Origin of the sequence: Pseudocitrobacter corydidari (genome assembly GCF_021172065.1) — a bacterium.
Lineage (GTDB): Bacteria > Pseudomonadota > Gammaproteobacteria > Enterobacterales > Enterobacteriaceae > Pseudocitrobacter > Pseudocitrobacter corydidari.
In genome coordinates this window covers 3,107,888-3,132,363 of record NZ_CP087880.1, presented here as the reverse complement: position 1 = coordinate 3,132,363, position 24,476 = coordinate 3,107,888, and the positions used below count along the sequence as shown (strand labels likewise).

General features: G+C 54.4%; 27 protein-coding genes and 1 other annotated feature. Of the genes, 18 read left to right on the top strand and 9 right to left on the bottom strand.

Features of this window, described 5'->3' with window-relative positions; genetic code table 11:
• Position 1 precedes the first annotated feature (1 nt).
• Positions 2–526, bottom strand: a complete 525-nt coding sequence (gene yjjX, locus G163CM_RS14590; protein ID WP_231825444.1) for an inosine/xanthosine triphosphatase — start codon at positions 524–526, stop codon at positions 2–4.
• Positions 527–578: 52 nt separating this feature from the next.
• On the opposite strand from yjjX, the gene gpmB reads away from it, so the two are divergent.
• The gene (gpmB, locus tag G163CM_RS14585) at positions 579–1,226 is read left to right on the top strand and encodes a 2,3-diphosphoglycerate-dependent phosphoglycerate mutase GpmB (RefSeq protein ID WP_231825443.1); all 648 of its coding nucleotides are present in this window, start codon (positions 579–581) and stop codon (positions 1,224–1,226) included.
• Here the strand turns inward: gpmB and robA are convergent.
• Positions 1,223–2,092, bottom strand: coding sequence for an MDR efflux pump AcrAB transcriptional activator RobA (gene robA / locus G163CM_RS14580; RefSeq protein WP_015966009.1), 870 nt, complete (start codon positions 2,090–2,092; stop codon positions 1,223–1,225). The genes gpmB and robA overlap by 4 nt on opposite strands.
• 212 nt (positions 2,093–2,304) lie before the next feature.
• On the opposite strand from robA, the gene creA reads away from it, so the two are divergent.
• Genes creA through creD form a run of 4 tightly spaced genes read left to right on the top strand, consistent with a single transcriptional unit; the run spans position 2,305 to position 6,311 of the window.
• A complete protein-coding gene (gene creA / locus G163CM_RS14575; protein ID WP_231825442.1) occupies positions 2,305–2,778 on the top strand; it encodes a protein CreA in 474 nt (157 codons plus the stop codon).
• Positions 2,779–2,790: 12 nt separating this feature from the next.
• Complete coding sequence (gene creB / locus G163CM_RS14570) at positions 2,791–3,480, top strand: two-component system response regulator CreB (RefSeq protein WP_231825441.1); 690 nt, start codon at positions 2,791–2,793, stop codon at positions 3,478–3,480.
• Positions 3,480–4,904, top strand: a complete 1,425-nt coding sequence (gene creC, locus G163CM_RS14565; protein ID WP_231825440.1) for a two-component system sensor histidine kinase CreC — start codon at positions 3,480–3,482, stop codon at positions 4,902–4,904. Before creB ends, creC begins: the two co-directional genes overlap by 1 nt.
• A 57-nt stretch (positions 4,905–4,961) precedes the next feature.
• Positions 4,962–6,311 (top strand): cell envelope integrity protein CreD, encoded by a 1,350-nt coding sequence (creD, locus tag G163CM_RS14560; RefSeq protein WP_231825439.1) that lies wholly within the window; start codon positions 4,962–4,964, stop codon positions 6,309–6,311.
• Positions 6,312–6,399: 88 nt separating this feature from the next.
• On the opposite strand, the gene arcA is transcribed toward creD, so the two are convergent.
• The gene (gene arcA / locus G163CM_RS14555; RefSeq protein ID WP_015966004.1) at positions 6,400–7,116 is read right to left on the bottom strand and encodes a two-component system response regulator ArcA; all 717 of its coding nucleotides are present in this window, start codon (positions 7,114–7,116) and stop codon (positions 6,400–6,402) included.
• A 95-nt stretch (positions 7,117–7,211) separates the two neighbouring features.
• Here arcA and yjjY point away from each other — a divergent pair, with 95 nt between their 5' ends.
• The 7 genes from yjjY to G163CM_RS14525 all read left to right on the top strand — a co-directional run bounded on the left by yjjY (position 7,212) and on the right by G163CM_RS14525 (position 14,030).
• Entirely contained in the window at positions 7,212–7,352 is a 141-nt protein-coding gene (gene yjjY, locus G163CM_RS14550) for a YjjY family protein (protein WP_001622273.1), read from the top strand.
• A gap of 400 nt (positions 7,353–7,752) precedes the next feature.
• Positions 7,753–8,439 carry a tRNA/rRNA methyltransferase gene (locus G163CM_RS14545; protein WP_231825438.1) on the top strand — a complete coding sequence of 229 codons (687 nt, stop codon included), beginning with the start codon at positions 7,753–7,755 and terminating at the stop codon, positions 8,437–8,439.
• 213 nt (positions 8,440–8,652) lie between these two features.
• Positions 8,653–8,721 carry a thr operon leader peptide gene (gene thrL, locus G163CM_RS23560; protein ID WP_108475584.1) on the top strand — a complete coding sequence of 23 codons (69 nt, stop codon included), beginning with the start codon at positions 8,653–8,655 and terminating at the stop codon, positions 8,719–8,721.
• Positions 8,660–8,777: a sequence feature (Thr leader region), on the top strand. It overlaps the preceding gene by 62 nt.
• A gap of 25 nt (positions 8,778–8,802) precedes the next feature.
• Entirely contained in the window at positions 8,803–11,265 is a 2,463-nt protein-coding gene (gene thrA / locus G163CM_RS14540) for a bifunctional aspartate kinase/homoserine dehydrogenase I (RefSeq protein WP_231825437.1), read from the top strand.
• Position 11,266: 1 nt separating this feature from the next.
• Positions 11,267–12,196, top strand: a complete 930-nt coding sequence (gene thrB / locus G163CM_RS14535; protein WP_015966001.1) for a homoserine kinase — start codon at positions 11,267–11,269, stop codon at positions 12,194–12,196.
• A 3-nt stretch (positions 12,197–12,199) separates the two neighbouring features.
• A complete protein-coding gene (gene thrC, locus G163CM_RS14530) occupies positions 12,200–13,486 on the top strand; it encodes a threonine synthase (RefSeq protein WP_231825436.1) in 1,287 nt (428 codons plus the stop codon).
• A 199-nt stretch (positions 13,487–13,685) separates the two neighbouring features.
• The gene (locus G163CM_RS14525; RefSeq protein WP_274707221.1) at positions 13,686–14,030 is read left to right on the top strand and encodes a DUF2502 domain-containing protein; all 345 of its coding nucleotides are present in this window, start codon (positions 13,686–13,688) and stop codon (positions 14,028–14,030) included.
• 36 nt (positions 14,031–14,066) lie between these two features.
• Here G163CM_RS14525 and yaaA read toward each other — a convergent pair whose 3' ends face one another.
• Positions 14,067–14,843, bottom strand: a complete 777-nt coding sequence (gene yaaA, locus G163CM_RS14520) for a peroxide stress protein YaaA (protein ID WP_231825435.1) — start codon at positions 14,841–14,843, stop codon at positions 14,067–14,069.
• Positions 14,844–14,920: 77 nt separating this feature from the next.
• Positions 14,921–16,351, bottom strand: a complete 1,431-nt coding sequence (locus G163CM_RS14515) for an alanine/glycine:cation symporter family protein (protein WP_231825434.1) — start codon at positions 16,349–16,351, stop codon at positions 14,921–14,923.
• 251 nt (positions 16,352–16,602) lie between these two features.
• On the opposite strand from G163CM_RS14515, the gene tal reads away from it, so the two are divergent.
• From tal to G163CM_RS14500, 3 genes are all read left to right on the top strand, one after another.
• The gene (tal, locus tag G163CM_RS14510) at positions 16,603–17,556 is read left to right on the top strand and encodes a transaldolase (protein ID WP_015965996.1); all 954 of its coding nucleotides are present in this window, start codon (positions 16,603–16,605) and stop codon (positions 17,554–17,556) included.
• 133 nt (positions 17,557–17,689) lie between these two features.
• Complete coding sequence (gene mog, locus G163CM_RS14505) at positions 17,690–18,277, top strand: molybdopterin adenylyltransferase (protein WP_149463018.1); 588 nt, start codon at positions 17,690–17,692, stop codon at positions 18,275–18,277.
• A gap of 102 nt (positions 18,278–18,379) precedes the next feature.
• Positions 18,380–19,693 (top strand): MFS transporter, encoded by a 1,314-nt coding sequence (locus G163CM_RS14500; protein ID WP_231825433.1) that lies wholly within the window; start codon positions 18,380–18,382, stop codon positions 19,691–19,693.
• Here the strand turns inward: G163CM_RS14500 and G163CM_RS14495 are convergent.
• On the bottom strand, positions 19,657–19,842 hold the full coding sequence (locus G163CM_RS14495) for a hypothetical protein (RefSeq protein ID WP_231825432.1): 186 nt from the start codon (positions 19,840–19,842) through the stop codon (positions 19,657–19,659). The genes G163CM_RS14500 and G163CM_RS14495 overlap by 37 nt on opposite strands.
• Between G163CM_RS14495 and G163CM_RS23555 the strand changes: the two genes are divergently transcribed.
• Positions 19,801–19,893, top strand: coding sequence for a hypothetical protein (locus G163CM_RS23555; protein ID WP_420851445.1), 93 nt, complete (start codon positions 19,801–19,803; stop codon positions 19,891–19,893). The two genes, G163CM_RS14495 and G163CM_RS23555, sit on opposite strands and share 42 nt — an antisense overlap.
• Positions 19,884–20,258, top strand: coding sequence for an RpnC/YadD family protein (locus G163CM_RS14490; protein ID WP_231825431.1), 375 nt, complete (start codon positions 19,884–19,886; stop codon positions 20,256–20,258). Before G163CM_RS23555 ends, G163CM_RS14490 begins: the two co-directional genes overlap by 10 nt.
• Before the next feature lie 41 nt (positions 20,259–20,299).
• Here G163CM_RS14490 and satP read toward each other — a convergent pair whose 3' ends face one another.
• From satP to G163CM_RS14475, 3 genes are all read right to left on the bottom strand, one after another.
• Entirely contained in the window at positions 20,300–20,866 is a 567-nt protein-coding gene (satP, locus tag G163CM_RS14485) for an acetate uptake transporter (RefSeq protein WP_231825430.1), read from the bottom strand.
• Between the two features lie 140 nt (positions 20,867–21,006).
• The gene (gene msyB / locus G163CM_RS14480) at positions 21,007–21,732 is read right to left on the bottom strand and encodes an acidic protein MsyB (RefSeq protein ID WP_231825429.1); all 726 of its coding nucleotides are present in this window, start codon (positions 21,730–21,732) and stop codon (positions 21,007–21,009) included.
• A gap of 38 nt (positions 21,733–21,770) precedes the next feature.
• Positions 21,771–22,175 carry a DUF2541 family protein gene (locus G163CM_RS14475; protein ID WP_420851089.1) on the bottom strand — a complete coding sequence of 135 codons (405 nt, stop codon included), beginning with the start codon at positions 22,173–22,175 and terminating at the stop codon, positions 21,771–21,773.
• Positions 22,176–22,547: 372 nt separating this feature from the next.
• Between G163CM_RS14475 and dnaK the strand changes: the two genes are divergently transcribed.
• Positions 22,548–24,470, top strand: coding sequence for a molecular chaperone DnaK (gene dnaK, locus G163CM_RS14470; protein WP_231825428.1), 1,923 nt, complete (start codon positions 22,548–22,550; stop codon positions 24,468–24,470).
• The last annotated feature ends 6 nt before the right edge of the window (positions 24,471–24,476 follow it).

The window sequence follows — 24,476 nt, the reverse complement described above, 5'->3', positions numbered from 1 at the left end:
CTTACCCGCGTTGTCCGTAAATCGCGTTATGGAACGGGCTTAACGCTAACACCACCGCCTGATGATAAACGCTGCTGCGCGTCAGGGCGCCTTTGGTGAACACGCCAATTGCCCCTTCCTTACGGCCAATTTTATCGATCCCGGTGTAATGCGACATGACCGGGCCGAGTTCTTCCCCTTCACGCACTTTTTCCAGAATCACTTCCGGCAACGGCAAGGTAGCGGAACGCGCTTCGCCGCGCTGATCTGCGCTCTCAATGACCACCCAACTGAAGGTACTGCCTTCATCAATACCCGCTTCAATCGCCACCCAAAAATCGGCATTCGGGCGTACAGCACGGGCATTCTCCACGCGATTTCGTGCGCCAGCGCGCGTTTCTTCACTGCCAATCGGCTGTTCAGGCACACCGGTATCGACGGAGATAGCGTCGATATGGCAGGATCCTTCACCGTAGATCAGCTCAAATGCAGCAAGAATTGCCTGAATTTTGGCAGGATTGGTGGTAGCTGTGACAACATTGTGCATAATCAGAACAACTCATAAGATTTAACATCACCGCAGTATACGGAAGAAAGACATGTTACAGGTATACCTTGTTCGCCATGGCGAAACGCAGTGGAACGCCGAACGGCGTATTCAGGGCCAGTCTGATAGTCCGCTCACCCAGAAAGGTGAAGATCAGGCAAAGCAAGTGGGCGATCGCGTTCGCTCACTGGGGATCACCCATATCATTACCAGCGATCTGGGCCGTACCCGTCGTACCGCAGAGATCATCGCTGATGCCTGTGGTTGCGAAGTGATCGCCGACTCGCGTCTGCGTGAGCTGAATATGGGCGTGCTGGAACAGCGCCATATCGATACGTTAACGGCGGAAGAAGAAGCGTGGCGTCGTCAACTGGTCAACGGTACGCCGGATGGCCGTATCCCGGAAGGGGAGTCGATGCAGGAGCTGAGCGAGCGTATGCACAGCGCGCTGCAAAGCTGTCTGGAACTGCCGCCGGGAAGTCGTCCGCTGCTGGTCAGCCACGGTATCGCGCTGGGTTGCCTGGTGAGCACCATTCTTGGCCTTCCCGCCTATGCGGAGCGCCGTTTACGTCTGCGTAACTGCTCTATTTCACGAGTTGATCACCAGCAGAGTGCCTGGCTGGCATCGGGATGGGTGGTGGAAACCGCAGGCGACGTCTCACATCTGGACGCCCCTGCGTTAGACGAACTGCAGCGTTAACGACGAATTGGGATCAGGTATTCGCAGCGCAATTGAATTGGCGGCTCCTGGTCCCGCGCTTCATCCTGCGGGAAGAAACGTTCGATATCCAGGCCCTTACGTCGGGTCAGGTTGAGCATTGGCATGCAGGTGCCGTAAAGCGTGAGGATAAATTCCTGTAGCCCCGTACCCAAACCTTCATACGTGAACATCACGTACTCGCCGCCTTCCAGCGTTACCGGATGCGAATTATTCAGGTGGCCGTTAGCCATATCTGGCGTCACCGCCGTGGTGTAGAACACTTCCTGCTCATCGTCTTTTTCCAGGCTCGGACGCGGCTCATGCAGGCCGTAAAGCGTCGGCGGAATAGACGGCGAATTGCCCAGAAACTCCTGCCAGAACTGCACGCGCATTTGCTGACGGAATTCGGAAATCTCTTCCAGTTTGCAGGTATAGCTTTGTGTTACCCCAACCAGCGGCGTGGCAGGCAGCGTGACAAACTCATACGGCGGCATGGTGAACTCACCTAAGCGCAGCGGCGGACGCATGCCGAAGGAGCTCCAGTCCGGCGAACGACGATAGAGCGCAGGCGTCTGAGCAAACTGCTTTTTGAATGCACGGGTAAAGGTTTGCTGTGAATCGAAGCGATATTGCAGCGCAATGTCTAAAATTGGGCGAGCAGTCAGGCGTAGCGCAACGGCGGATTTCGACAGACGTCGGGCGCGGATGTAAGCGCCAATGGCATGACCGGTGACATCTTTGAACATCCGCTGCAAATGCCACTTGGAATAGCCCGCTTTTGCCGCAACATTATCAAGCGACAGGGGTTGATCCAGATGACCTTCCAGCCATACAAGGAGATCGCGAATAATCCCAGCCTGATCCATATAATGTCCTCGTCCTTAAAATTATAGGTGCCTGATACTAAGGTAGCGGATAATAGCATTTTTTGATGTTTTAGCATTCAGTGTTTTTTTTGTGCATTCATGCGCTTTTACATTGGGTTGCGGCGTAATATTTGTAAAGGTGTGATCTTTCAATACTTTATATCTGAAATGTTGAATAATCACTCAATCGAATCGTCAGGAATGGTAACAATATGAAATACAAGAAGTTAGTGGCGGGCCTGGTGCTGAGTGTCTGCGGTTTTAGCGCACATGCGGAACAAATTGGCTCGGTCGATACCGTTTTCAAAATGTTTGGCCCTGACCACAAAATCGTGGTCGAAGCCTTCGACGATCCGGATATCAACAACGTTACCTGCTACATCAGCCGGGCGAAAACCGGTGGCATCAAAGGTGGTTTAGGGCTGGCGGAAGATACCTCCGATGCCGCGATTTCCTGCCAGCAGGTTGGCCCGATCGAACTCTCGGATAAGATCAAAAACGGGAAATCGCAGGGTGAAGTGGTATTCCAGAAACGGACTTCTTTAGTCTTTAAAAAGCTGCAGGTTGTACGCTTCTACGACAGCAAGCGTAATGCGCTGGTGTATCTCACCTATTCCGATAAAGTGGTCGATGGTTCGCCGAAAAACGCCATAAGCGCGGTGCCGATTATGCCGTGGGGCAAATAACAAGGAACGTGTATGCAACAACCGCTGATCTGGCTGGTGGAGGATGAGATAAGCATCGCAGATACGCTTATCTATATGCTTCAACAAGAGGGATTTACCGTCAGGGCGTTTGAGCGCGGCCTGCCCGCGCTGGAAGAGGCGCGGCATCGCTTGCCAGACCTGGCTATTCTTGACGTCGGCCTGCCGGACATCAGCGGTTTCGAATTGTGCCGCCAGCTGCTGGCACACCACGCGGCATTGCCGGTGCTGTTTCTCACCGCGCGCAGCGACGAAGTGGACAAACTGCTGGGGCTGGAAATCGGCGCGGATGACTATGTCGCCAAGCCGTTTTCGCCGCGTGAAGTCTGCGCCCGCGTGCGTACGATCCTGCGTCGTCTGCAAAAGTTTTCTGCACCGCCTGCGCAGGTGCGCGTCGGTGATTTTCTTCTCGATGAACCCGCCGCGCAGGTGAGCTGGTGCGGCCAGCCGCTATTGCTGACGCGCTACGAATTTCTGCTGCTGAAAACGCTGCTTCTTTCACCGGGACGGGTCTACTCGCGCCAGCAACTGATGGATATCGTCTGGGGTGATGCGGCGGAAAGCTTCGATCGCACCGTGGATACACACATCAAAACCCTGCGCGCTAAGCTGCGTGCGATCGACCCGTCACGGCAGCCTATCAATACCCATCGTGGCCTCGGCTATAGTCTGGTGAAAGCCTGATGCGCATCGGCATGCGCGTGCTGCTGGGCTACTTCCTGATCGTGGCGGTGGCGGGCTGGTTCGTATTGTCGATCTTCGTGCAGGAGATCAAGCCCGGCGTGCGGCGCGCAACAGAAGGCACGCTGATAGACACCGCGACGCTGCTGGCGGCGCTGGCGCGTGATGACATGCTGGCGGGTAACCCGGCGCAGGGCAAACTGGCACAGGCTTTTCGCCAGCTGAGCACGCAGCCGTTCCGCGCCAATATCAGTGGTATCCATAAAGTTCGCAATGAGTATCACGTCTACATGACCGATGCGCAGGGACGGGTGGTCTTTGACTCGGCCAATATTGCCGTCGGGCAGGATTACTCCCGCTGGAACGACGTCTGGCTTACGCTGCGTGGGGAGTACGGCGCGCGCAGTACCGCGCAGGATCCCCGCGATCCCGAAAGCACGGTGATGTACGTCGCCGCGCCGATTGTTGATAACGGCAGGATCATCGGCGTGCTCAGCGTCGGCAAACCGAATGCCGCCATCGCGCCGGTGATCAAGCGCAGCGAGCACCGCATGCTGTGGGCGGCAGGCGCGCTGCTGGGCATTGCGCTGCTGATTGGCGGCGGCGTGATTCTGTGGATCAACCGCTCTATTGGCAAACTGGTGCACTATGCTGATTCGGTGACGCTTGAGCAGCCCGTCCCGTTACCGGAACTGGGCAGCAGTGAGCTGCGTAAGCTGGCGCAGGCGCTGGAAAGTATGCGCCTGAAGCTGGAAGGCAAAAATTACATCGAGCAGTACGTTTATGCCCTGACGCACGAGCTTAAAAGCCCACTGGCGGCGATTCGCGGTGCGGCGGAGATCTTACGCGAGGGGCCGCCACCGGACGTTGTTTTGCGCTTTACAGACAATATTCTTCAGCAGAACGCGCGCATGCAGGCGCTGGTAGAAACGTTGCTCCGTCAGGCGCGGCTGGAGAATCGCCAGGAGATTACGCTCTCCCCGGTGACGGTGGCGACATTATTCAATCAGCTTCAGGAATCGCGTAGCGTCACGCTGGCGGCGAAACAGATTGTGCTCTATGTCGTGCCGACAACCCTGAGCGTGGAAGCGGATGAAGCTCTGCTGATGCAGGCGATGGGCAATCTGCTGGATAACGCTATCGATTTCACGCCGGAGCAGGGAAGTATCACCCTTAGCGCCGATGCGCAGGGCGACAGCGTGGTGCTGAACGTTATCGATACCGGCAGCGGTATTCCTGATTTTGCCCTGCCGCGCATCTTTGAGCGTTTCTATTCGCTGCCGCGCGCCAACGGTCACAAAAGCAGTGGCCTGGGGCTGGCGTTTGTCAGCGAAGTCGCGCGTTTGCATCAGGGCGATGTCCGGCTACGTAATCGTGAGCAGGGTGGCGTGGAAGCCACGTTCACACTTCACCGTCCCTTCACATAACTTCAAACTCAGCGCACATAGCCCGTTTACTCTGCTGCCATTGCAAAGGAGAAGGCTATGTCGAAATCGAAATCACCGCTGGCGGTAAAAATTGTTACCCTCGTTGGCACGATGCTGTTGCTGCTAATCCCACTGATGGTGGTGAGAGGGCTGATTGTTGAACGCGCGGATTACCGCAGCGTGGTCGAAGAGGCGATCGGCCAAAGCACCAGCGGGCCACAAAAGCTGGTGGGGCCGCTGATCGCCATTCCTGTCACGGAAGTGTATAGCACACTGGAAAATAACCACGAGGTTTCGCAAAAGCGCACGTTTATTCATTTCTGGCTGCCGGAATCATTGATGGTGGAGGGCAATCAGAACGTTGAAGCGCGCAAAGTGGGAATTTATGAAGGGCAGGTATGGAAGACGGACATTAACGTTAAGGCCGAATTTGATACTTCGCGGCTGGAGGCGCTCAACCGCGACAATATCACGTTAGGTAAACCGTTTATGGTGATGGCGGTGGGTGATACGCGCGGTATTGGCGTGGTGAATGCACCAAACCTTGACGGCACGCCATTGCAGGTGGAGCCTGGCACCGGTATTGCCAGAGAGTCGCAGGGGTTGCACGTTCAGTTGCCAAATCTCCCCTTTACGCAGAAGAAATTTAACCTCGATTTTTCACTGGTGCTGAGCGGCACGGGTAATTTTTCCGTCGTTCCGCTTGGGCGGAACAGCGAGCTGGTACTCAACAGCAACTGGCCGCATCCGAACTTTATCGGTGATTTTCTTCCCGTAACGCGCGAGGTCAGCCCCAGCGGTTTTCAGGCACGCTGGCAGAGTAGCTGGTTTGCCAATAATCTGGGTGAGCGTTTCGCCGAGGCCGATAAATTTGCCTCACCAGCACTGCCTTCATTTAGCGTGTCCGTCGCGACCCCCGCCGATCACTATCAGTTGACCGACCGTGCCACCAAATATGCGCTTTTGCTGATTGCCCTGACCTTCACGGCCTTCTTCGTCTTTGAAACGCTCACCGGGCGGCGCATGCACCCGATGCAGTATCTGCTGGTCGGGCTGTCGCTGGTGATGTTCTACTTTTTGCTGCTGGCACTGTCGGAGCATATCGGCTTTACCCCGGCATGGGTAACCGCAAGCCTGGTCGGCGCGTTGATGAACGGCGTCTATCTGCAGGCGGTGTTGAAAAGCTGGCGCAGCAGCGTGTTGTTTACGCTGGCGTTGCTGGTGCTTGATGGCGTGATGTGGGGGTTACTGCGATCAGAGGAGAGTTCGTTGCTGTTAGGGACGGGTGTGTTGCTGATGGCACTGTGCGGCGTGATGTTCCTGACGCGCAATCTCGACTGGTATGCGCTGGGTTTGCCAAAAGCGCCGAAACAGCCAGAAAGTGATGAGTTACGAATCTGGAAATAAGACTATGTAGGCCCGGTAAGCGAAGTGCCACCGGGCAACATCTGGATAACCGCAGAAACGAAAACGGCGCTTAACGCGCCGTTTTTAATTATTCCTGCAGTTCGCCGCAGAAGCGGTAACCTTCACCATGGATGGTGGCAATGATTTCCGGCGTGTCCGGCGTAGATTCGAAATGCTTACGAATACGACGAATGGTCACGTCAACGGTACGGTCATGCGGCTTCAGCTCGCGACCGGTCATTTTTTTCAGCAGTTCAGCACGAGACTGAATTTTGCCTGGGTTTTCGCAGAAGTGCAGCATCGCGCGGAATTCGCTACGCGGCAGCTTATACTGCTCACCATTAGGGCTCACCAGAGAACGACTGTTGATGTCCAGTTCCCAACCGTTGAACTTGTAGCTTTCCACGCTGCGACGTTCTTCGCTGACGGTACCCAGGTTCATGGTACGAGAAAGCAGGTTACGCGCACGGATGGTCAGTTCACGCGGGTTGAACGGTTTGGTGATGTAATCGTCAGCACCGATTTCCAGGCCGAGGATTTTATCGACTTCATTGTCGCGCCCGGTCAGGAACATCAGCGCTACGTTTGCTTGCTCGCGCAGTTCGCGTGCCAGCAGAAGGCCGTTTTTCCCTGGCAGGTTGATATCCATGATCACCAGGTTGATATCATTTTCAGAGAGGATCTGATGCATTTCCGCGCCATCGGTCGCTTCGAAAACATCGTAGCCTTCTGCTTCGAAAATACTTTTTAACGTGTTGCGTGTTACCAACTCGTCTTCAACGATAAGAATGTGCGGGGTCTGCATGTTTGCTACCTAAATTGCCAACTAAATCGAAACAGGAAGTACAAAAGTCCCTGACCTGCCTGATGCATGTCGTAAATTAACATCACCGGCGTAACATGACTAAAGTACGTAATTGCGTTCTTGATGCACTTTCCATCAACGTCAACAACATCATTAGCTTGGTCGTGGGTACTTTCCCTCTGGACCCGACAGTGTCAAAAACGGTTGTCATCCTAACCATTTTAACAGCAACATAACAGGCTAAGAGGGGCCAGACAGCCAATAAACCTACGCTTCGTTGACATATATCAAGTTCAATTGTAGCACGTTAACAGTTTGGTGAAATCATCGCTGCTAAATGCTAACGCTTATCACATTTTTTCCACAACTCAATTAGTTGCGTAGATTAACTGATAAAGGCGTTGAATCCAATGGTGATGAGCTAAACAGCACGAAAATAGTATTTATAAACATGAGGATATATAAGCTCTGTTAACATTAAAGCACATAGTTTCCATCATGAATAGTTTAGTATCTTTTATATGTTATGAAACATCATTTCAGTGATTTTTGTTGCAATTTTGTAAATTCGCGCTGCGCAATATGTTGAACTACATCACATTTTTGCCGCGTCACCCGTGAGAAAGAGAACTTTAAATGCGCTTATCGATAGTGCTGGTTTCACCAGCAAGAGCTGAAAATATCGGCGCCGCCGCAAGAGCCATGAAAACCATGGGGTTTAGCGACCTGCGTATCGTGGATAGCGAGGCCCACCTGGAGCCAGCCACCCGCTGGGTCGCACATGGTTCTGGCGATATCATTGATAACATTACCTGCTATTCCACCCTTGCTGATGCGCTGCATGACGTTGATTTTACTGTCGCTACGACCGCACGCAGCCGGGCAAAGTTCCATTACTACGCCACGCCGCAGGAACTTTTGCCGATGCTTGCGGAAAAAGCGCAGTGGATGGGTCACGCCGCGCTGGTGTTTGGCCGCGAAGACTCCGGGCTAACCAACGATGAACTGGCGCTGGCCGACGTGCTGACCGGCGTACCGATGGTGGCGGATTACCCGTCGCTGAATCTCGGCCAGGCGGTGATGGTGTACTGCTATCAACTCTCTTCTCTGTTGCAGAATGCACCGCAATCGGTACCCACGGGCGGTGAAAACCAGTTACAGGCATTGCGCGAACGAATCGCCGCGCTGCTGACTCAACTGGAGGTCGCCGATGATGTAAAACTGGCTGACTGGCTGCAACAACGAATCGGCTTACTTGAACAGCGCGATACGGCAATGTTGCATCGTTTGCTGCATGATATTGAAAAAAAACTCGCAGAGTAAAATTCTGTTAGTTTTTTGTTTTATGGTTCAAAGGTCTGCTTTGTTGCGCTAATGTTGGGCTATAAGGTTAAAAATTCCCGTATCATTGGCGGGTTGTGAAGTGGTTGCGAAACGTGACGAACTTAAAAATTCGTTGACTTAAGCAGCCAGATACTTTAACCAATATAGGTATAGCGCACAGACAGCGTAAAAATAACAGAGCACACAACATCCATGATTCGCATCAGCATGATTATCACCATGACAACCACCACTATTACCACAGGTAACGGTGCGGGCTGACGCGTACAGGAAACACAGAAAAAAGCCCGCACCTAAACAGTGCGGGCTTTTTTTTCGACCAAAGGTAACGAGGTAACAACCATGCGAGTCTTGAAGTTCGGCGGTACATCAGTGGCAAATGCAGAACGTTTTCTGCGTGTTGCCGATATCCTGGAGAGCAACGCCAGGCAGGGGCAGGTAGCGACCGTGCTTTCTGCCCCGGCGAAAATCACTAACCACCTGGTGGCGATGATTGAAAAAACCATCGGCGGGGTGGATGCGCTCTCCAATATCGACGACGCTGAACGCATTTTTTCCGAACTTCTTCAGGGGCTTGCTGCGGCCCAGCCGGGGTTCCCGCTGGTTGAACTCAAACAAACGGTCGACAGCGAATTTGCCCAAATCAAACACATTCTGCATGGTATCAGCCTGCTGGGTCAGTGCCCGGACGGCGTTAACGCCGGGCTGATTTGCCGGGGCGAAAAACTCTCTATCGCCATCATGGCGGGGCTGCTGCGTGCTCGTGGCCACAACGTGACGGTTATCGATCCGGTCGAAAAACTGCTGGCGACGGGCCATTACCTCGAATCTACCGTCGATATCGCCGAATCCACCCGCCGTATCGCCGCCAGCCAGATCCCGGCTGACCATATGATCCTGATGGCCGGGTTTACCGCAGGCAATGAGAAGGGCGAACTGGTTGTGCTGGGGCGTAATGGCTCTGATTACTCCGCCGCCGTGCTGGCTGCCTGTTTGCGTGCCGACTGTTGCGAAATCTGGACCGATGTCGATGGCGTGTATACCTGCGACCCGAGACAGGTGCCCGACGCCCGCCTGCTGAAGAGTATGTCGTATCAGGAGGCCATGGAGCTCTCCTATTTCGGCGCGAAAGTCCTTCACCCTCGTACCATTGCCCCCATCGCTCAATTCCAGATCCCTTGCCTGATTAAAAACACCGGAAACCCACAAGCGCCAGGTACGCTAATTGGCGGCAGCAGTAGCGAAGATGATTTACCGGTGAAAGGCATTTCTAACCTCAACAACATGGCGATGTTCAGCGTCTCCGGCCCCGGCATGAAGGGCATGGTAGGCATGGCGGCGCGCGTGTTTGCCACCATGTCGCGCGCGGGTATCTCCGTGGTGCTGATCACTCAATCATCGTCCGAGTACAGCATCAGTTTCTGCGTGCCGCAAAGCGATTGCGCGCGGGCGAAGAAGGCGATGGAAGATGAGTTCTATCTGGAGCTGAAAGAAGGGCTACTGGAGCCGCTGGCGATTATGGAACGTCTGGCGATTATCTCTGTGGTTGGCGATGGTATGCGTACCCTGCGCGGGATCTCGGCGAAGTTCTTTGCCGCGCTGGCGCGTGCCAATATCAATATCGTGGCGATTGCCCAGGGCTCGTCTGAGCGCTCGATTTCCGTGGTGGTCAGCAATGACGATGCCACTACCGGCGTGCGCGTCACGCATCAGATGCTGTTCAACACCGACCAGGTGATTGAAGTGTTTGTGGTCGGCGTCGGCGGCGTCGGCGGGGCGCTGCTGGAGCAAATCAAGCGCCAGCAGGCATGGCTGAAAAACAAACATATCGACCTGCGCGTGTGCGGCGTGGCGAACTCAAAAGCGCTGCTCACCAGTGTGCACGGCCTGAATCTTGAAAACTGGCAGGCGGAACTGGCAGAAGCAAAAGAGCCGTTTAACCTTGGCCGCCTGATTCGCCTGGTGAAAGAGTATCACCTGCTTAATCCGGTGATTGTTGACTGTACCTCCAGCCAGGCTGTTGCCGATCAATACGCCGACTTCCTGCGTGAAGGCTTCCACGTGGTTACGCCGAACAAAAAGGCGAACACCTCGTCGATGGATTACTATCACCAGTTGCGCCACGCGGCAGAGAAATCGCGGCGTAAATTCCTCTACGATACCAACGTTGGCGCGGGCCTGCCGGTTATCGAAAACCTGCAAAATCTGCTGAATGCGGGTGATGAACTGCAACGTTTTTCCGGCATTCTTTCCGGCTCCCTGTCGTTTATCTTCGGCAAGCTGGATGAAGGCATGAGTTTCTCTGAAGCAACAAAAGTGGCGCGCGAAATGGGCTATACCGAACCCGACCCGCGCGATGACCTCTCAGGGATGGACGTGGCGCGTAAGCTACTTATTTTAGCCCGCGAAACCGGACGTAGCCTCGAATTGAGTGATATGGTGGTGGAGTCGGTGCTGCCGGAAAGCTTCGATGCTTCGGGTGATACCGAAAGCTTTATGGCGCGTCTGCCGCAACTGGATGACGAATTTTCCGCCCGCGTGGCGAAAGCGCGTGATGAAGGCAAAGTGCTGCGCTACGTCGGTAACATCGACGAAGACGGCGTGTGCCGCGTGAAAATCGACGCCGTTGACGGTAACGATCCGCTCTACAAAGTCAAAAACGGCGAGAACGCGCTGGCGTTTTACAGCCACTATTATCAACCGCTGCCGCTGGTTCTGCGCGGCTACGGTGCGGGGAACGACGTCACGGCCGCCGGGGTGTTCGCTGACCTGCTACGTACCCTGTCATGGAAGTTAGGAGTTTAAGATGGTCAAAGTATATGCCCCGGCTTCCAGTGCCAATATGAGCGTCGGGTTCGATGTATTAGGCGCGGCGGTGACGCCTGTCGACGGTAGCCTGTTGGGCGATAACGTGTCGGTAGACGCAGCGGAAAGCTTCAGCCTGCGTAATGTCGGGCGCTTTGCCGATAAATTACCGACTGAGCCAAAAGAGAATATCGTTTATCAGTGCTGGGAACGTTACTGCCAGGAAATCGGTAAAACCGTTCCGGTGGCGATGACGCTTGAAAAAAACATGCCAATTGGTTCCGGGCTGGGTTCCAGCGCCTGTTCCGTGGTGGCGGCGCTGGTGGCGCTGAATGAATTCTGCGGTAAGCCGCTGGACGAAACCCGCATGCTGGCCCTGATGGGCGAGATGGAAGGGCGTATCTCTGGCAGCGTGCATTACGATAACGTTGCGCCGTGCTATCTGGGCGGCATGCAGCTGATGATTGAAGAAAACGGCATCATCAGCCAGCAGGTTCCGGGGTTTGATGAGTGGCTTTGGGTGCTGGCATACCCCGGTATCAAAGTATCGACGGCGGAAGCGCGGGCGATTTTGCCCGCTCAGTATCGCCGTCAGGACTGTATTGCGCATGGCCGCCATCTGGCCGGTTTTATTCATGCCTGTTATTCCCGTCAGCCTCTGCTGGCGGCGAAATTGATGAAAGATGTGATTGCCGAACCGTATCGCACCAAACTGCTGCCGGGCTTCAGCCAGGCACGCCAGGCGGTGGCGGAGATTGGCGCACTCGCCTGTGGTATTTCCGGTTCAGGGCCGACGCTGTTCGCCCTGTGTGATAAACCGGATACCGCGCAGCGCGTGGCCGACTGGCTGGGCAAACATTATCTGCAAAATCAGGAAGGCTTCGTTCATATTTGCCGGCTGGACACGGCGGGCGCACGAGTAGTGGGATAACCGATGAAACTCTATAACTTAAAAGATCACAACGAGCAGGTCAGCTTCGCGCAGGCCATCACCCAGGGCCTGGGCAAGAATCAGGGGCTGTTTTTCCCGCACGACCTGCCGGAGTTCAACCTCACCGAGGTGGATGAGATGCTGGAAATGGACTTCGTGCCGCGCAGCGCGAAAATCCTCTCCGCGTTCATCGGCGATGAAATCCCGCAGGAGCTGCTGGAAGAGCGCGTTCGTGCGGCCTTTGCCTTCCCGGCACCGGTAAGCCAGGTGCAGGAAGACGTTGGCTGTCTGGAACTGTTCCACGGCCCGACCCTGGCATTTAAAGACTTTGGCGGCCGCTTTATGGCGCAGATGCTGACCCATATCAGCGGCGATAAACCGGTTACCATCCTGACGGCAACCTCTGGCGATACCGGCGCGGCGGTGGCCCACGCGTTTTATGGCCTGCCAAACGTACGCGTGGTTATCCTTTACCCGCGCGGCAAAATCAGCCCGTTGCAGGAAAAACTGTTCTGTACCCTGGGCGGCAACATTGAAACGGTGGCCATCGACGGCGATTTCGATGCCTGTCAGGCGCTGGTGAAACAGGCCTTCGACGACGAAGAGCTGAAAGTGGCGCTGGGGCTTAACTCGGCCAACTCGATTAACATCAGCCGCCTGCTGGCGCAGATTTGCTACTACTTCGAAGCGGTCGCACAACTGCCGCAGGAAGCCCGTAATCAACTGGTGGTCTCGGTGCCAAGCGGTAACTTCGGTGACCTCACTGCGGGCCTGCTGGCGAAATCTCTTGGCCTGCCGGTGAAACGCTTTATCGCCGCCACGAACGTCAATGACACCGTGCCGCGCTTCCTGCAACAGGGCGAATGGGCGCCGAAATCGACGCAGGCGACGCTGTCTAACGCCATGGATGTCAGCCAGCCGAACAACTGGCCGCGCGTGGAAGAGCTGTTCCGCCGCAAAATCTGGCGTCTGAACGAGCTGGGCTACGCGGCGGTGGATGATGAAACCACCAAAGCGACCATGCGCGAACTGCGCGGGCTGGGGTATTTGTCTGAGCCTCACGCGGCGGTGGCGTACCGCGCGCTGCGCGATCAGCTTAATCCGGGCGAATACGGTCTGTTCCTTGGCACGGCGCACCCGGCGAAGTTTAAAGAGAGCGTGGAAGAAATTTTGCAGGAAACACTGCCGCTGCCGAAAGAACTGGCGGACCGTGCTGACCTGCCGCTGCTCTCCCATAACCTGCCGGCGGACTTTGCCGCGCTGCGTCAGTTGATGATGCGTCAGGCGTAATTCGCAGGTGTCCTCTCCTGATTGCCCGCTAAGCGGGCAATTGTGGAGAGAATGTGGAAGGAAAAAGCAGGAAAAACGCAGGAATTACCAATAGATGCGGGCGATCGCAGAATAGGATTGCGGAGAATAACAACCGTCGTTCTATAAGGTTATTCTTATCTCATAGGCCGAAAGGCAGATGATGAATGAGGAATAACCTATGTCGAAGTTGAAACCTGTGATCCTTGCACTGTCTATGATGCTGGCGGCTCCGGCGATGGTTCATGCAGCAGAAATCACCCTGGTGCCTGCCGTGAAGCTCCAGATTGGCGATCGTGATAATAACGGTAATTACTGGGATGGCGGCCACTGGCGCGACCGTGATTACTGGAATAACCACTATGAGTGGCGCGATAACCGCTGGCATGCGCATAACCCGCCAAAACCACCGAAACCGCATCATGATAATCGTGATAAGCACAAACATAACGATAACCATGGCGGCCCCGGTAATCACGGTGGCAAGAATGATTATCGCCCCGGTCAGGGGAATGGCCATCATTAACGCTTTTACGGCGCGGTATTTACCGCGCCGTTTTGTTTATGCCTGCTCGTGACGCTTAAACACCAGTTCATCCGCCGTGGATGATGCCTCATCGAAGAAATACCCTTCACTGTTAAACGTCGACAGCTGTTCCGGCTTCGTCAGGCGGTTCTCAATAATAAAGCGACTCATCAACCCGCGCGCTTTCTTGGCGTAGAAGCTAATGACTTTGAACTTGCCGTTTTTTTCATCGAGGAAGACCGGCTTAATAATGCGGCCCTTAAGCGCCTTCGGTTTTACCGATTTGAAATACTCATCGGACGCCAGATTGACCACGATATCATCGCCCTGTGAGTCCAGCGCCGCATTCAGTTTCTCAGTGATGATGTCACCCCAGAACTGGTACAGGTCTTTCCCGCGCGCGTTTTCCAGGCGAATGCCCATCTCCAGGCGGTAAGGCTGCATCAAATCCAGCGGGCGCAGCACGCCGTACAGGCCGGAAAGCATGCGCAGGTGTTTCTGGGCGAAATCGAAATCTGCCTCACTGAAGGTTTCTGCCTGCAGGCCCGTGTAGACGTCGCCTTTAAAGGCCAGGATCGCCTGGCGGGCGTTGTCCGGCGTGAAATCTGGCTGCCAGTCGTGGAAGCGCGTGGCGTTGAGATCCGCCAGTTTGTCGCTAATGCCCATCAGCTTTTTGATTTGCGGCGCGGAAAGTTTCCGCGCTTCGCGAATCAGCTGTTGAGAGTGGTCCAGCAGCTCGGGCTGGGTGTAGCGCGTGGTCGCCAGCTCGCTTTGATAATCGAGCGTCTTCGCGGGGGAGATCAGAATCAGCATATCCAGTCCTTACTAAAAATTTCACTCAACTTTAACAAAAAAAGCGGGTGAGCGGATCGATTGCTGTGATTGCCGCGCTATTCACGCGGCGGCTCATCCCACGCGCCAGGGGCCAGCTGCTGTTCGATATCCGGATAATAGCGGGCATTGAACACCGGCTGCACGCCCAGTTTTCGCTGGCGCAGATAGTCGCGGGCAATAATGCGCACCACCGGTGAGAGCAGCAACAGTGCCGTCATGTTAGTGATCGCCATCAGCGCCATGATCACGTCGGCCAGTTGCCAGACCACAGGCAAGCTGAGCAGGCTCCCCGCCAGTACCATTAACACGGTAACACCGCGTAAAATCCACACGTTGGTTCGCGTATGTAACTGTAAAAAGTAGAGATTATTTTTAGCGTAGAGATAGTTGCCAGCGATGGAGGTTGTCGCAAACAGCACCATGATAAAGGCCACAAAACCTGCACCCCAGTTACCAACCAGCAGATTCATCGACTGTTGAATAAGATGGATGCCGCTATGGGTGACAATTTCCGTATCATGCCCGGAGAGCAGTACCACCATGGCGCTGGCGCTGCAAATAATAATCGTATCTATGAAGACCCCAATCATCTGCACGATGCCCTGCGCGGCGGGGTGCGGCGGCCAGGAGGCAGCCGCCGCCGCGATATTCGGTGTTGAGCCCATTCCCGCTTCGTTGGAAAACATACCGCGCTGAAAACCGTTGGTTAAGGCCTGGCTGATGGTATAACCCACTGCACCCGCGGCGGCTTCCTGCCAGCCAAATGCGCTACGCACGATCATCTCAAGCAGCGCTGGCACTTCCACCGCGTGCCACAGACTGATCAACAGGCTTGCACCGACCCATAGAAGCGACATCAACGGCGCAATCCACTGCATCATGCGCGCGATGCTTTTCAGCGAGCGGGTGATCAATAAAATCACCACCAGACTGGCAATCAGACCCGTGAGAAGCTTAGGTGTATCGAAGGCGAATTCCAGCGCACGCGCCATCGAATTAGCCTGTACGGTGTTAAAAATCAGGCCATAGGCCAGCAGCAGGAAAATGGAGAAAACCACGCCCATCCAGCGCATCCCCAGCCCGCGCGCCATGTACCAGGCTGGGCCGCCGCGATACTGACCGCTCTCGTCTTTTTCTTTATAAAGTTGCGCGAGGGAAGATTCGGCGAAACTGCTGGCCATGCCAATAAAGGCTGAAACCCACATCCAGAAGACCGCGCCGGGCCCACCGACGGTAATAGCGATGGCGACGCCCGCCAGATTGCCGCTGCCAACGCGTGCGGCCAGACTGACGCATAACACCTGGAACGAGGTCAAACCGCCTTTTTGCGGCGTCAGACTACCTTTCAGACTTTTGCCAAACTGGCGTATATAGCGAAACTGGACGTAACCGGTACGCCAGGTAAACCAGACTCCGCATCCGAGGAGCAGGTAAATCATCACGGAACCCCAAAGGATTTCGCCGATAAAAGACAGGAAATCAGGCATTAAACGTCCTCTTGTTTATGCCGAAACAGGGGCCCGATGTGCAAAATAACCGCGAAAAGCACGATTCGATTCAGCCCGTGTAAGCGTTACCAATTTAAGGGCAAACCGTTGCCAGCCCTGAATGTTGAATGAATCAGTTTATCATACTCTGCGCTCTCTGGACTCCGGCAGTTGCGCTGACGTTGGGGCGTGATATCATCGAAGAAGACCGGTTACATCCCCCTAACAGCTGTTTAAAGAGAAACACTATCATGACGGACAAATTGACATCTCTACGTCAGTACACAACCGTAGTGGCTGACACCGGAGACATCGCGGCGATGAAGCTGTATCAGCCTCAGGATGCGACAACTAACCCTTCTCTGATTCTGGGCGCCGCTCAGATCCCTGAGTATCGTAAACTGATCGACGAAGCGATTGCCTGGGCGCGTAGCCAGAGCAGCGATCGCGCGCAGCAGGTTGTCGATGCTACCGATAAGCTGGCCGTAAACATTGGCCTGGAAATCCTGAAACTGGTCCCGGGCCGTATCTCCACCGAAGTGGATGCGCGCCTCTCCTATGACACCGACGCGTCTATCGCCAAAGCGAAACGCCTGATCAAACTGTACAACGATGCTGGCATCAGCAACGACCGTATTCTGATCAAACTGGCGTCCACCTGGCAGGGCATTCGTGCCGCTGAGCAGCTGGAAAAAGACGGTATCAACTGTAACCTGACGCTGCTGTTCTCCTTCGCACAGGCTCGCGCTTGCGCCGAAGCGGGCGTGTTCCTGATCTCCCCGTTCGTGGGCCGTATTCTTGACTGGTATAAAGCCAATACCGACAAGAAAGAGTACGCACCGGCAGAAGATCCAGGCGTGGTTTCCGTGAGCGAAATCTACGAATATTACAAACAGCACGGCTATGAAACGGTCGTGATGGGCGCAAGCTTCCGTAATATTGGCGAAATTCTGGAACTGGCTGGCTGTGACCGCCTGACCATCGCTCCGGCACTGCTGAAAGAACTGGCTGAAAGCGAAGGCGCTATTGAGCGTAAACTGGCTTACACCGGCGAAGTGAAAGCGCGTCCAGCGCGTATCACTGAGTCTGAGTTCCTGTGGCAGCACAACCAGGACCCGATGGCCGTTGATAAACTGGCGGAAGGTATCCGTAAGTTTGCAATCGACCAGGAAAAACTGGAAAAAATGATCGGCGACCTGCTGTAATTCAGCCTTAGGTTCCGCATAAATAACCCGCGCTTCGTTACGAAGGCGGGTTATTTTTTTATCTGTGTCATGCGATCGCTCGTTATTCCCGTGTATCATTTCGCCTAACAGTACAAGTTTGAACGGAATGACTATGAACACTTTACGTATCGGCCTGGTGTCAATCTCTGACCGCGCATCCAGCGGCGTTTACCAGGATAAGGGTATCCCGGCCCTCGAAGCGTGGCTCGGCAAAACGCTGACCACCCCTTTTGAACTCCAGACGCGCCTGATCCCCGATGAACAACCCATCATTGAGCAAACCCTGTGCGAGCTGGTGGATGAGATGAGCTGCCACCTGGTGTTGACCACCGGGGGTACAGGCCCGGCGCGTCGCGACGTCACGCCGGATGCGACGCTGGCGATTGCCGACCGGGTGATGCCGGGCTTTGGCGAACAAATGCGTCAGGTGAGCCTGCACTTTGTGCCTACTGCGATCCTCTCCCGCCAGGTTGGCGTGATCCGCAAACAGGCGTTGATCCTTAATCTGCCAGGACAGCCGAAAGCGATTGAGGAAACGCTGGAAGGCGTTAAAGATGCGGAAGGTAAAGTGTTGGTCAACGGTATCTTTGCCAGCGTGCCCTACTGTATACAGTTGCTGGAAGGGCCGTACATTGAAACCGACAGCCAGGTGGTAGCAGCTTTTCGCCCGAAAAGCGCACGCCGCGAAACGAACGCCTGAAAGTAACGCATTCCTGAGATAACCTTCCGCCCCGCTGGAGTGGAAAATTCCTTACGGTATATTAACTTTTAGTTTACATATGCCGTAAGGGGCGAAGGTTTCATGTCACACTACGCACGACCTCTCAATCGACAGGATTATAAAACCCTGACGCTCGCTGCCCTTGGCGGGGCGCTGGAGTTTTACGACTTCATCATTTTCGTCTTCTTCGCGGCTGTCATCGGCGAGCTTTTCTTCCCGGCGGATATCCCCGAATGGCTACGCCAGGTGCAAACCTTTGGCATCTTTGCGGCGGGGTATCTGGCGCGCCCGCTGGGCGGCATTGTGATGGCGCATTTCGGCGACATCGTCGGGCGTAAGAAGATGTTTACCCTGAGTATTTTGATGATGGCTCTGCCGACGCTGGCGATGGGGCTGCTACCAACCTATGCCAGTGCCGGGCTTGCCGCGCCGTTGCTTTTGCTGTTGATGCGCATTCTTCAGGGGGCGGCGATTGGCGGCGAAGTGCCGGGGGCATGGGTGTTTGTCGCTGAACATGTGCCCGCGCGGCGTATTGGTATCGCCTGCGGAACGCTGACGGCGGGGCTGACGGTTGGCATTTTGCTTGGCTCTGTAGTGGCGACGTTAATTAACACCAGCATGACGACGCAAACTATTCACGATGGTGGCTGGCGAATCCCGTTCCTGCTGGGCGGCGCATTTGGGCTGGTGGCGATGTACCTGCGGCGTTGGTTGCAGGAGACGCCCATTTTTCTCGAAATGCAGCAGCGTAAGACGCTGGCGCAGGAGTTGCCGGTGAAGGCCGTGGTAGTCCGCCATCGCAGAGCCGTGGTGGTGTCAATGCTACTGACCTGGCTGCTCTCAGCCGGGATTGTGGTGGTGATCCTGATGTCGCCGGTCTGGCTGCAAAAGCATTACGGTTTTGCACCTGCCTTGACGCTTCAGGCTAACAGTCTGGCGACCGTGATGCTCTGCTTTGGCTGCCTGCTCGCCGGTTTGGCGGCGGATAAGTGGGGGGCCAGCCGTACCTTTATCTTCGGCAGCCTGCTGCTGGGCATCTCCAGCTGGATTTTCTACCATTTTGCCGGGCTCAGCGCGCAGCACCTGTTTGTGCTTTATGGATTGGTCGGCCTGTGCGTCGGCGTGGTCGGCGCGGTGCCTTACGTTATGGTGCGCGCGTTTCCTCCGGCTGTGCGTTTTAGCGGGATCTCCTTTTCTTATAACGTCTCGTACGCCATTTTTGGCGGCCTGACGCCAGTAGTGGTGACGTTGCTGATGAGCGTCTCGCCGCTCGCTCCGGCATGGTACGTACTGGCGTTGTCGCTACTGGGCCTGCTGCTGGGGATGGCGTTGCGCCAGGATGCGCAGGAGGAGGGGAATTACGAGCAGGCTTCCAGAATAGACACGCATTCCTGACAGGTACGCTCGGCGAGTAGATACTGCGCCGCAAGCAAGCTTATCAGGAGGAAACGATGACAGGGAAAGTCTCCGCTGGGCCGCATGATGCCTTTTTTCGCCAGGTGATGACGCAGCCAGATGCGGCGCGCGATTTTTTGGATATACATCTCTTGAGTTCCTGCAAAAGCATATTCGCCAGCGCGATCTCATGGCCCTGACGGCATCGCTGGTCAAGCTTTTACAGGCGGGATACACTTCAGACAGTCAGCTGCGCACCGCGCTGACGTATATCCTACAGGTCGGTTTCACCGAAGATAAAAGCGCATTTTTTCGCGAACTGGCGAAAAACGTATCGCAGCAGGGAGACGTTATCATGACATTAGCTGAGGAACTGAGACAGGAAGGGCTGGCGCAGGGGCTTGAACAAGGGCTTGAACAAGGCCTGGTGCAAGGCCTTGAAAAAGGCCGCGAAGAGGCCACGTTTAAAATTGCTCAGGCGATGATCGCAAGTGGTATCGATCGAATGCAGGTTTTACAGTTGACGGGATTATCGGAAGAGAAACTGGAAACGCTGGCGCACTAACGCCGGATAGCGCTCCTGCCCGCAGGCAGGAGCCACAGCGATTAGTGAGACTCACCAATCGGCAGTACGGTGCGGCCAAACTGTTCGTTCAGCACTTCACCCATCGCCAGGTAGATGGCGCTGGCGCCACACACCAGGCCAATCCAGCCTGCAACATGAACGATGCTTTCGTTATCCACCAGGTGGCCGATTGCCAGCAGGGCAAACAGTACGGTCAGACTCAGGAAGACGAACTGCAACGCGCGCGCGCCTTTCAGCGTACCGAAGAACATGAACAGGGTGAAGACGCCCCACAGGCCCAGATATACACCCAGGAAATGCGCATCAGCCGCGTCGGCCAGACCCATTTTCGGCAGCAGCAGAATCGCGACCAGCGTCAGCCAGAAGGAACCGTAAGAGGTAAAGGCGGTTAAACCGAAGGTATTGCCTTTCTTAAATTCCAGCAGGCCGGCAAAAATTTGCGCGATACCGCCGTAAAAAATGCCCATCGCCAGGATGATGCCATCCATCGGGAAAAGCCCAATATTGTGCAGGTTCAGCAAAATAGTGGTCATGCCGAAACCCATCAGACCCAGCGGAGCCGGATTAGCCAACTTAGTGTTGCCCATAATTCCTCAAAAAATCATCATTAAATGGTGAAATAATTTTCCCGCGCAACGATACAGGCAGCGGGGCGCGGCATAATAATCAGGCGAAGTGGGGCTGTCTATGATCTGATCAGGGGAAAATGAAATATTTCCCCCTTTTATCATTGATGCGTACTTAACCGCTCGTTTTCGATAATTCGCCGCAGGCAGGCGATACGTAATACGGCGGGGATCGTCACCCGATAAGCGCTGCCACTCATGGCCTTCACACCGTTGACCGCCGCGCCGACCGGGCCTCCAAGACCCACGCCGCGCATCATGCCGTGGCCAATGACGCTGACGGCGGCATGAGTACGCAAAATATGGCCGAGTTGATCCCCTAACAGGTGTGAAACCCCGTGCGACAGCTTCGGTGACTGGATAAGCTGTGGTAACAAGGTTTCAAGCTCATGAACTCTGCATTCTACGGCTTCCAGAAAGCGTCCCTTCTGTGCGTCGGTCATTTTTTTCCAGCAGCGGCGGATAAAATGGGCCAGCAGTTCATGCTCAATTTCCCAGGTGGACATGGTTTTATCCGCTTTCAGACTCAATCGCTTAGCGACGTCTACCAGGATTGCGCGATACAGCTTCCCGTGTCCGCGAAATTTATTGGCGATGCTGTCTCCGCCAAAATGCTGGAGTTCACCGGCAATCAATTGCCAGTTTTGCCGGTGCCGCGCTGGATGTCCGTCCATCGCCATAAACAGTTCGTTATGCAACAGGGCGCTGGATAAACGGCGTTTACCTTTTTCATTATGGGTTAGCAACCGGGCAAAGCTTGCCAGTTGCTCCTCGCTACAGTGTTGAAGAAACTGCAGATCGTCATCGTTAAGATAGGGGACGTTCATAAATTGCTGACTATTTAGTATGTGGAGGAGAGACGATGTTAGTCATCGCCGATAATTTTCAGCGTCGCCATATCGGAGGAGTTCACCGTATGGCCGGAGAAGGTGATTTTTGACACGCAGCGCTTGTTGTCATTGTCGCTGTTTATGTTGATCCACTCTGTCGTGACGCCTTCTTTCAGTTCGGATGGCACCGATAAACTCTGGCTGGCGCTTTTGGCCGCTTTAAAGTAGACGGAGGCCCCGCTGAGCTGCGCATCACCGTGGCCCACGGTGATTTGGATACGCTTGACGACCCGGCAAACGGGCAACTTGAGTGTCAGATCGTTGGTTTCATTGCGGGGGAGCGCAATCACGCCCAATAGTTTGTGATCGTTGGCGTGGGCCGCGTTGACCAGCAGCAGGCTTAATAACAGGCTGGCGGAGGCATGGGTGAATGGCGTCATGATTATCCCTGGCATAAAAAGGTTTTATTCCTCGCAGGATAATGATTTCAATAAGTGGGAGTTGAGCTTTTAGTGCCTGTTTATCTTGATTATCAATCAGTTAATGAATGATTTGATGTTATTAATTCATTTGATAAATAAATACCCGCAAACATCGCTTTCTGTTTATCGCGTTTTTTTCCGCCGTCTGTTTAGCAATACAAAAAATTTTTTACCTTTCCCCCTTGATGGATGCGGTTACGACCCCATCTTGTAGTCAACCGCAGTGGTGAGTCTGAAAAAAAACGATTCAGGGCAGTTGAAACGGCACGTTTCGCCCTTATTACAGATTCACAACCACATGTTGACCGAATTTTTAGTGGAGACGTTTAGATGGGTAAAATTATTGGTATCGACCTGGGTACTACCAACTCTTGTGTAGCGATTATGGATGGCACTACTGCACGTGTGCTGGAGAACGCCGAGGGCGATCGCACCACACCTTCTATCATTGCTTATACCCAGGATGGTGAAACTCTGGTTGGTCAGCCGGCTAAACGTCAGGCAGTGACAAACCCGCAAAACACCCTGTTTGCGATTAAACGCCTGATTGGCCGCCGCTTCCAGGACGAAGAAGTTCAGCGTGACGTTTCTATCATGCCGTACAAAATCGTTGCCGCAGACAATGGCGACGCATGGCTGGATGTGAAAGGCACCAAAACTGCACCGCCGCAGATCTCTGCTGAAGTGCTGAAAAAAATGAAGAAAACGGCTGAAGATTACCTGGGCGAACCGGTAACGGAAGCGGTTATCACCGTACCTGCATACTTCAACGATGCTCAGCGTCAGGCAACCAAAGATGCTGGCCGTATCGCAGGTCTGGAAGTAAAACGTATCATCAACGAACCGACCGCTGCCGCACTGGCCTACGGCCTGGATAAAGAAGTCGGCAACCGCACTATCGCGGTGTACGACCTGGGTGGTGGTACTTTCGATATCTCTATTATCGAAATCGACGAAGTTGACGGCGAAAAAACCTTCGAAGTTCTGGCAACCAACGGTGATACCCACCTGGGTGGTGAAGACTTCGATACCCGTCTGATCAACTACCTCGTTGACGAGTTTAAGAAAGATCAGGGCATTGACCTGCGTAACGACCCGCTGGCCATGCAGCGCCTGAAAGAAGCAGCAGAAAAAGCGAAAATCGAGCTTTCTTCCGCTCAGCAGACCGACGTTAACCTGCCGTACATCACTGCAGACGCGACCGGTCCGAAACACATGAACATTAAAGTAACGCGTGCGAAACTGGAAAGCCTGGTTGAAGATCTGGTTAACCGTTCTATCGACCCGCTGAAAGTCGCACTGCAGGACGCTGGCCTGTCCGTATCTGATATCAACGACGTTATCCTCGTAGGTGGTCAGACACGTATGCCAATGGTTCAGAAGAAAGTCGCTGAATTCTTTGGTAAAGAGCCGCGTAAAGACGTGAACCCGGATGAAGCAGTTGCAATTGGTGCTGCGGTTCAGGGTGGTGTACTGACGGGTGAAGTGAAAGACGTACTGCTGCTGGACGTTACCCCACTGTCTCTGGGTATCGAAACCATGGGCGGTGTGATGACTCCGCTCATCAACAAAAACACCACGATCCCGACGAAACACAGCCAGGTGTTCTCTACTGCTGAAGACAACCAGTCTGCGGTAACCATCCATGTGATTCAGGGTGAACGTAAACGTGCGTCTGATAACAAATCTCTGGGTCAGTTCAACCTGGATGGTATCAACCCGGCACCGCGCGGCATGCCGCAGATCGAAGTCACCTTCGATATCGATGCTGACGGTATCCTGCACGTTTCCGCGAAAGATAAAAATAGCGGTAAAGAGCAGAAAATCACCATCAAGGCTTCTTCTGGCCTGAACGAAGAAGAGATCCAGAAAATGGTGCGCGAAGCGGAAGCGAACGCCGAATCTGACCGTAAGTTCGAAGAACTGGTTCAGACGCGTAACCAGGGTGACCATCTGCTGCACAGCACCCGTAAGCAGGTTGAAGAAGCAGGCGAACAGCTGCCGGCTGATGACAAAACCGCTATCGAGTCTGCACTGACTGCGCTGGAAACGTCGCTGAAAGGCGAAGACAAAGCCGATATCGAAGCGAAAATGCAGGCGCTGGCACAGGTTTCCCAGAAACTGATGGAAATCGCTCAGCAGCAGCATGCACAGCAGCAGGCTGGCGCAGCAGGCGCTGACGCTTCCGCGAACAATGCTAAAGATGACGACGTTGTCGATGCAGAGTTCGAAGAAGTAAAAGATAAAAAATAATCGCCC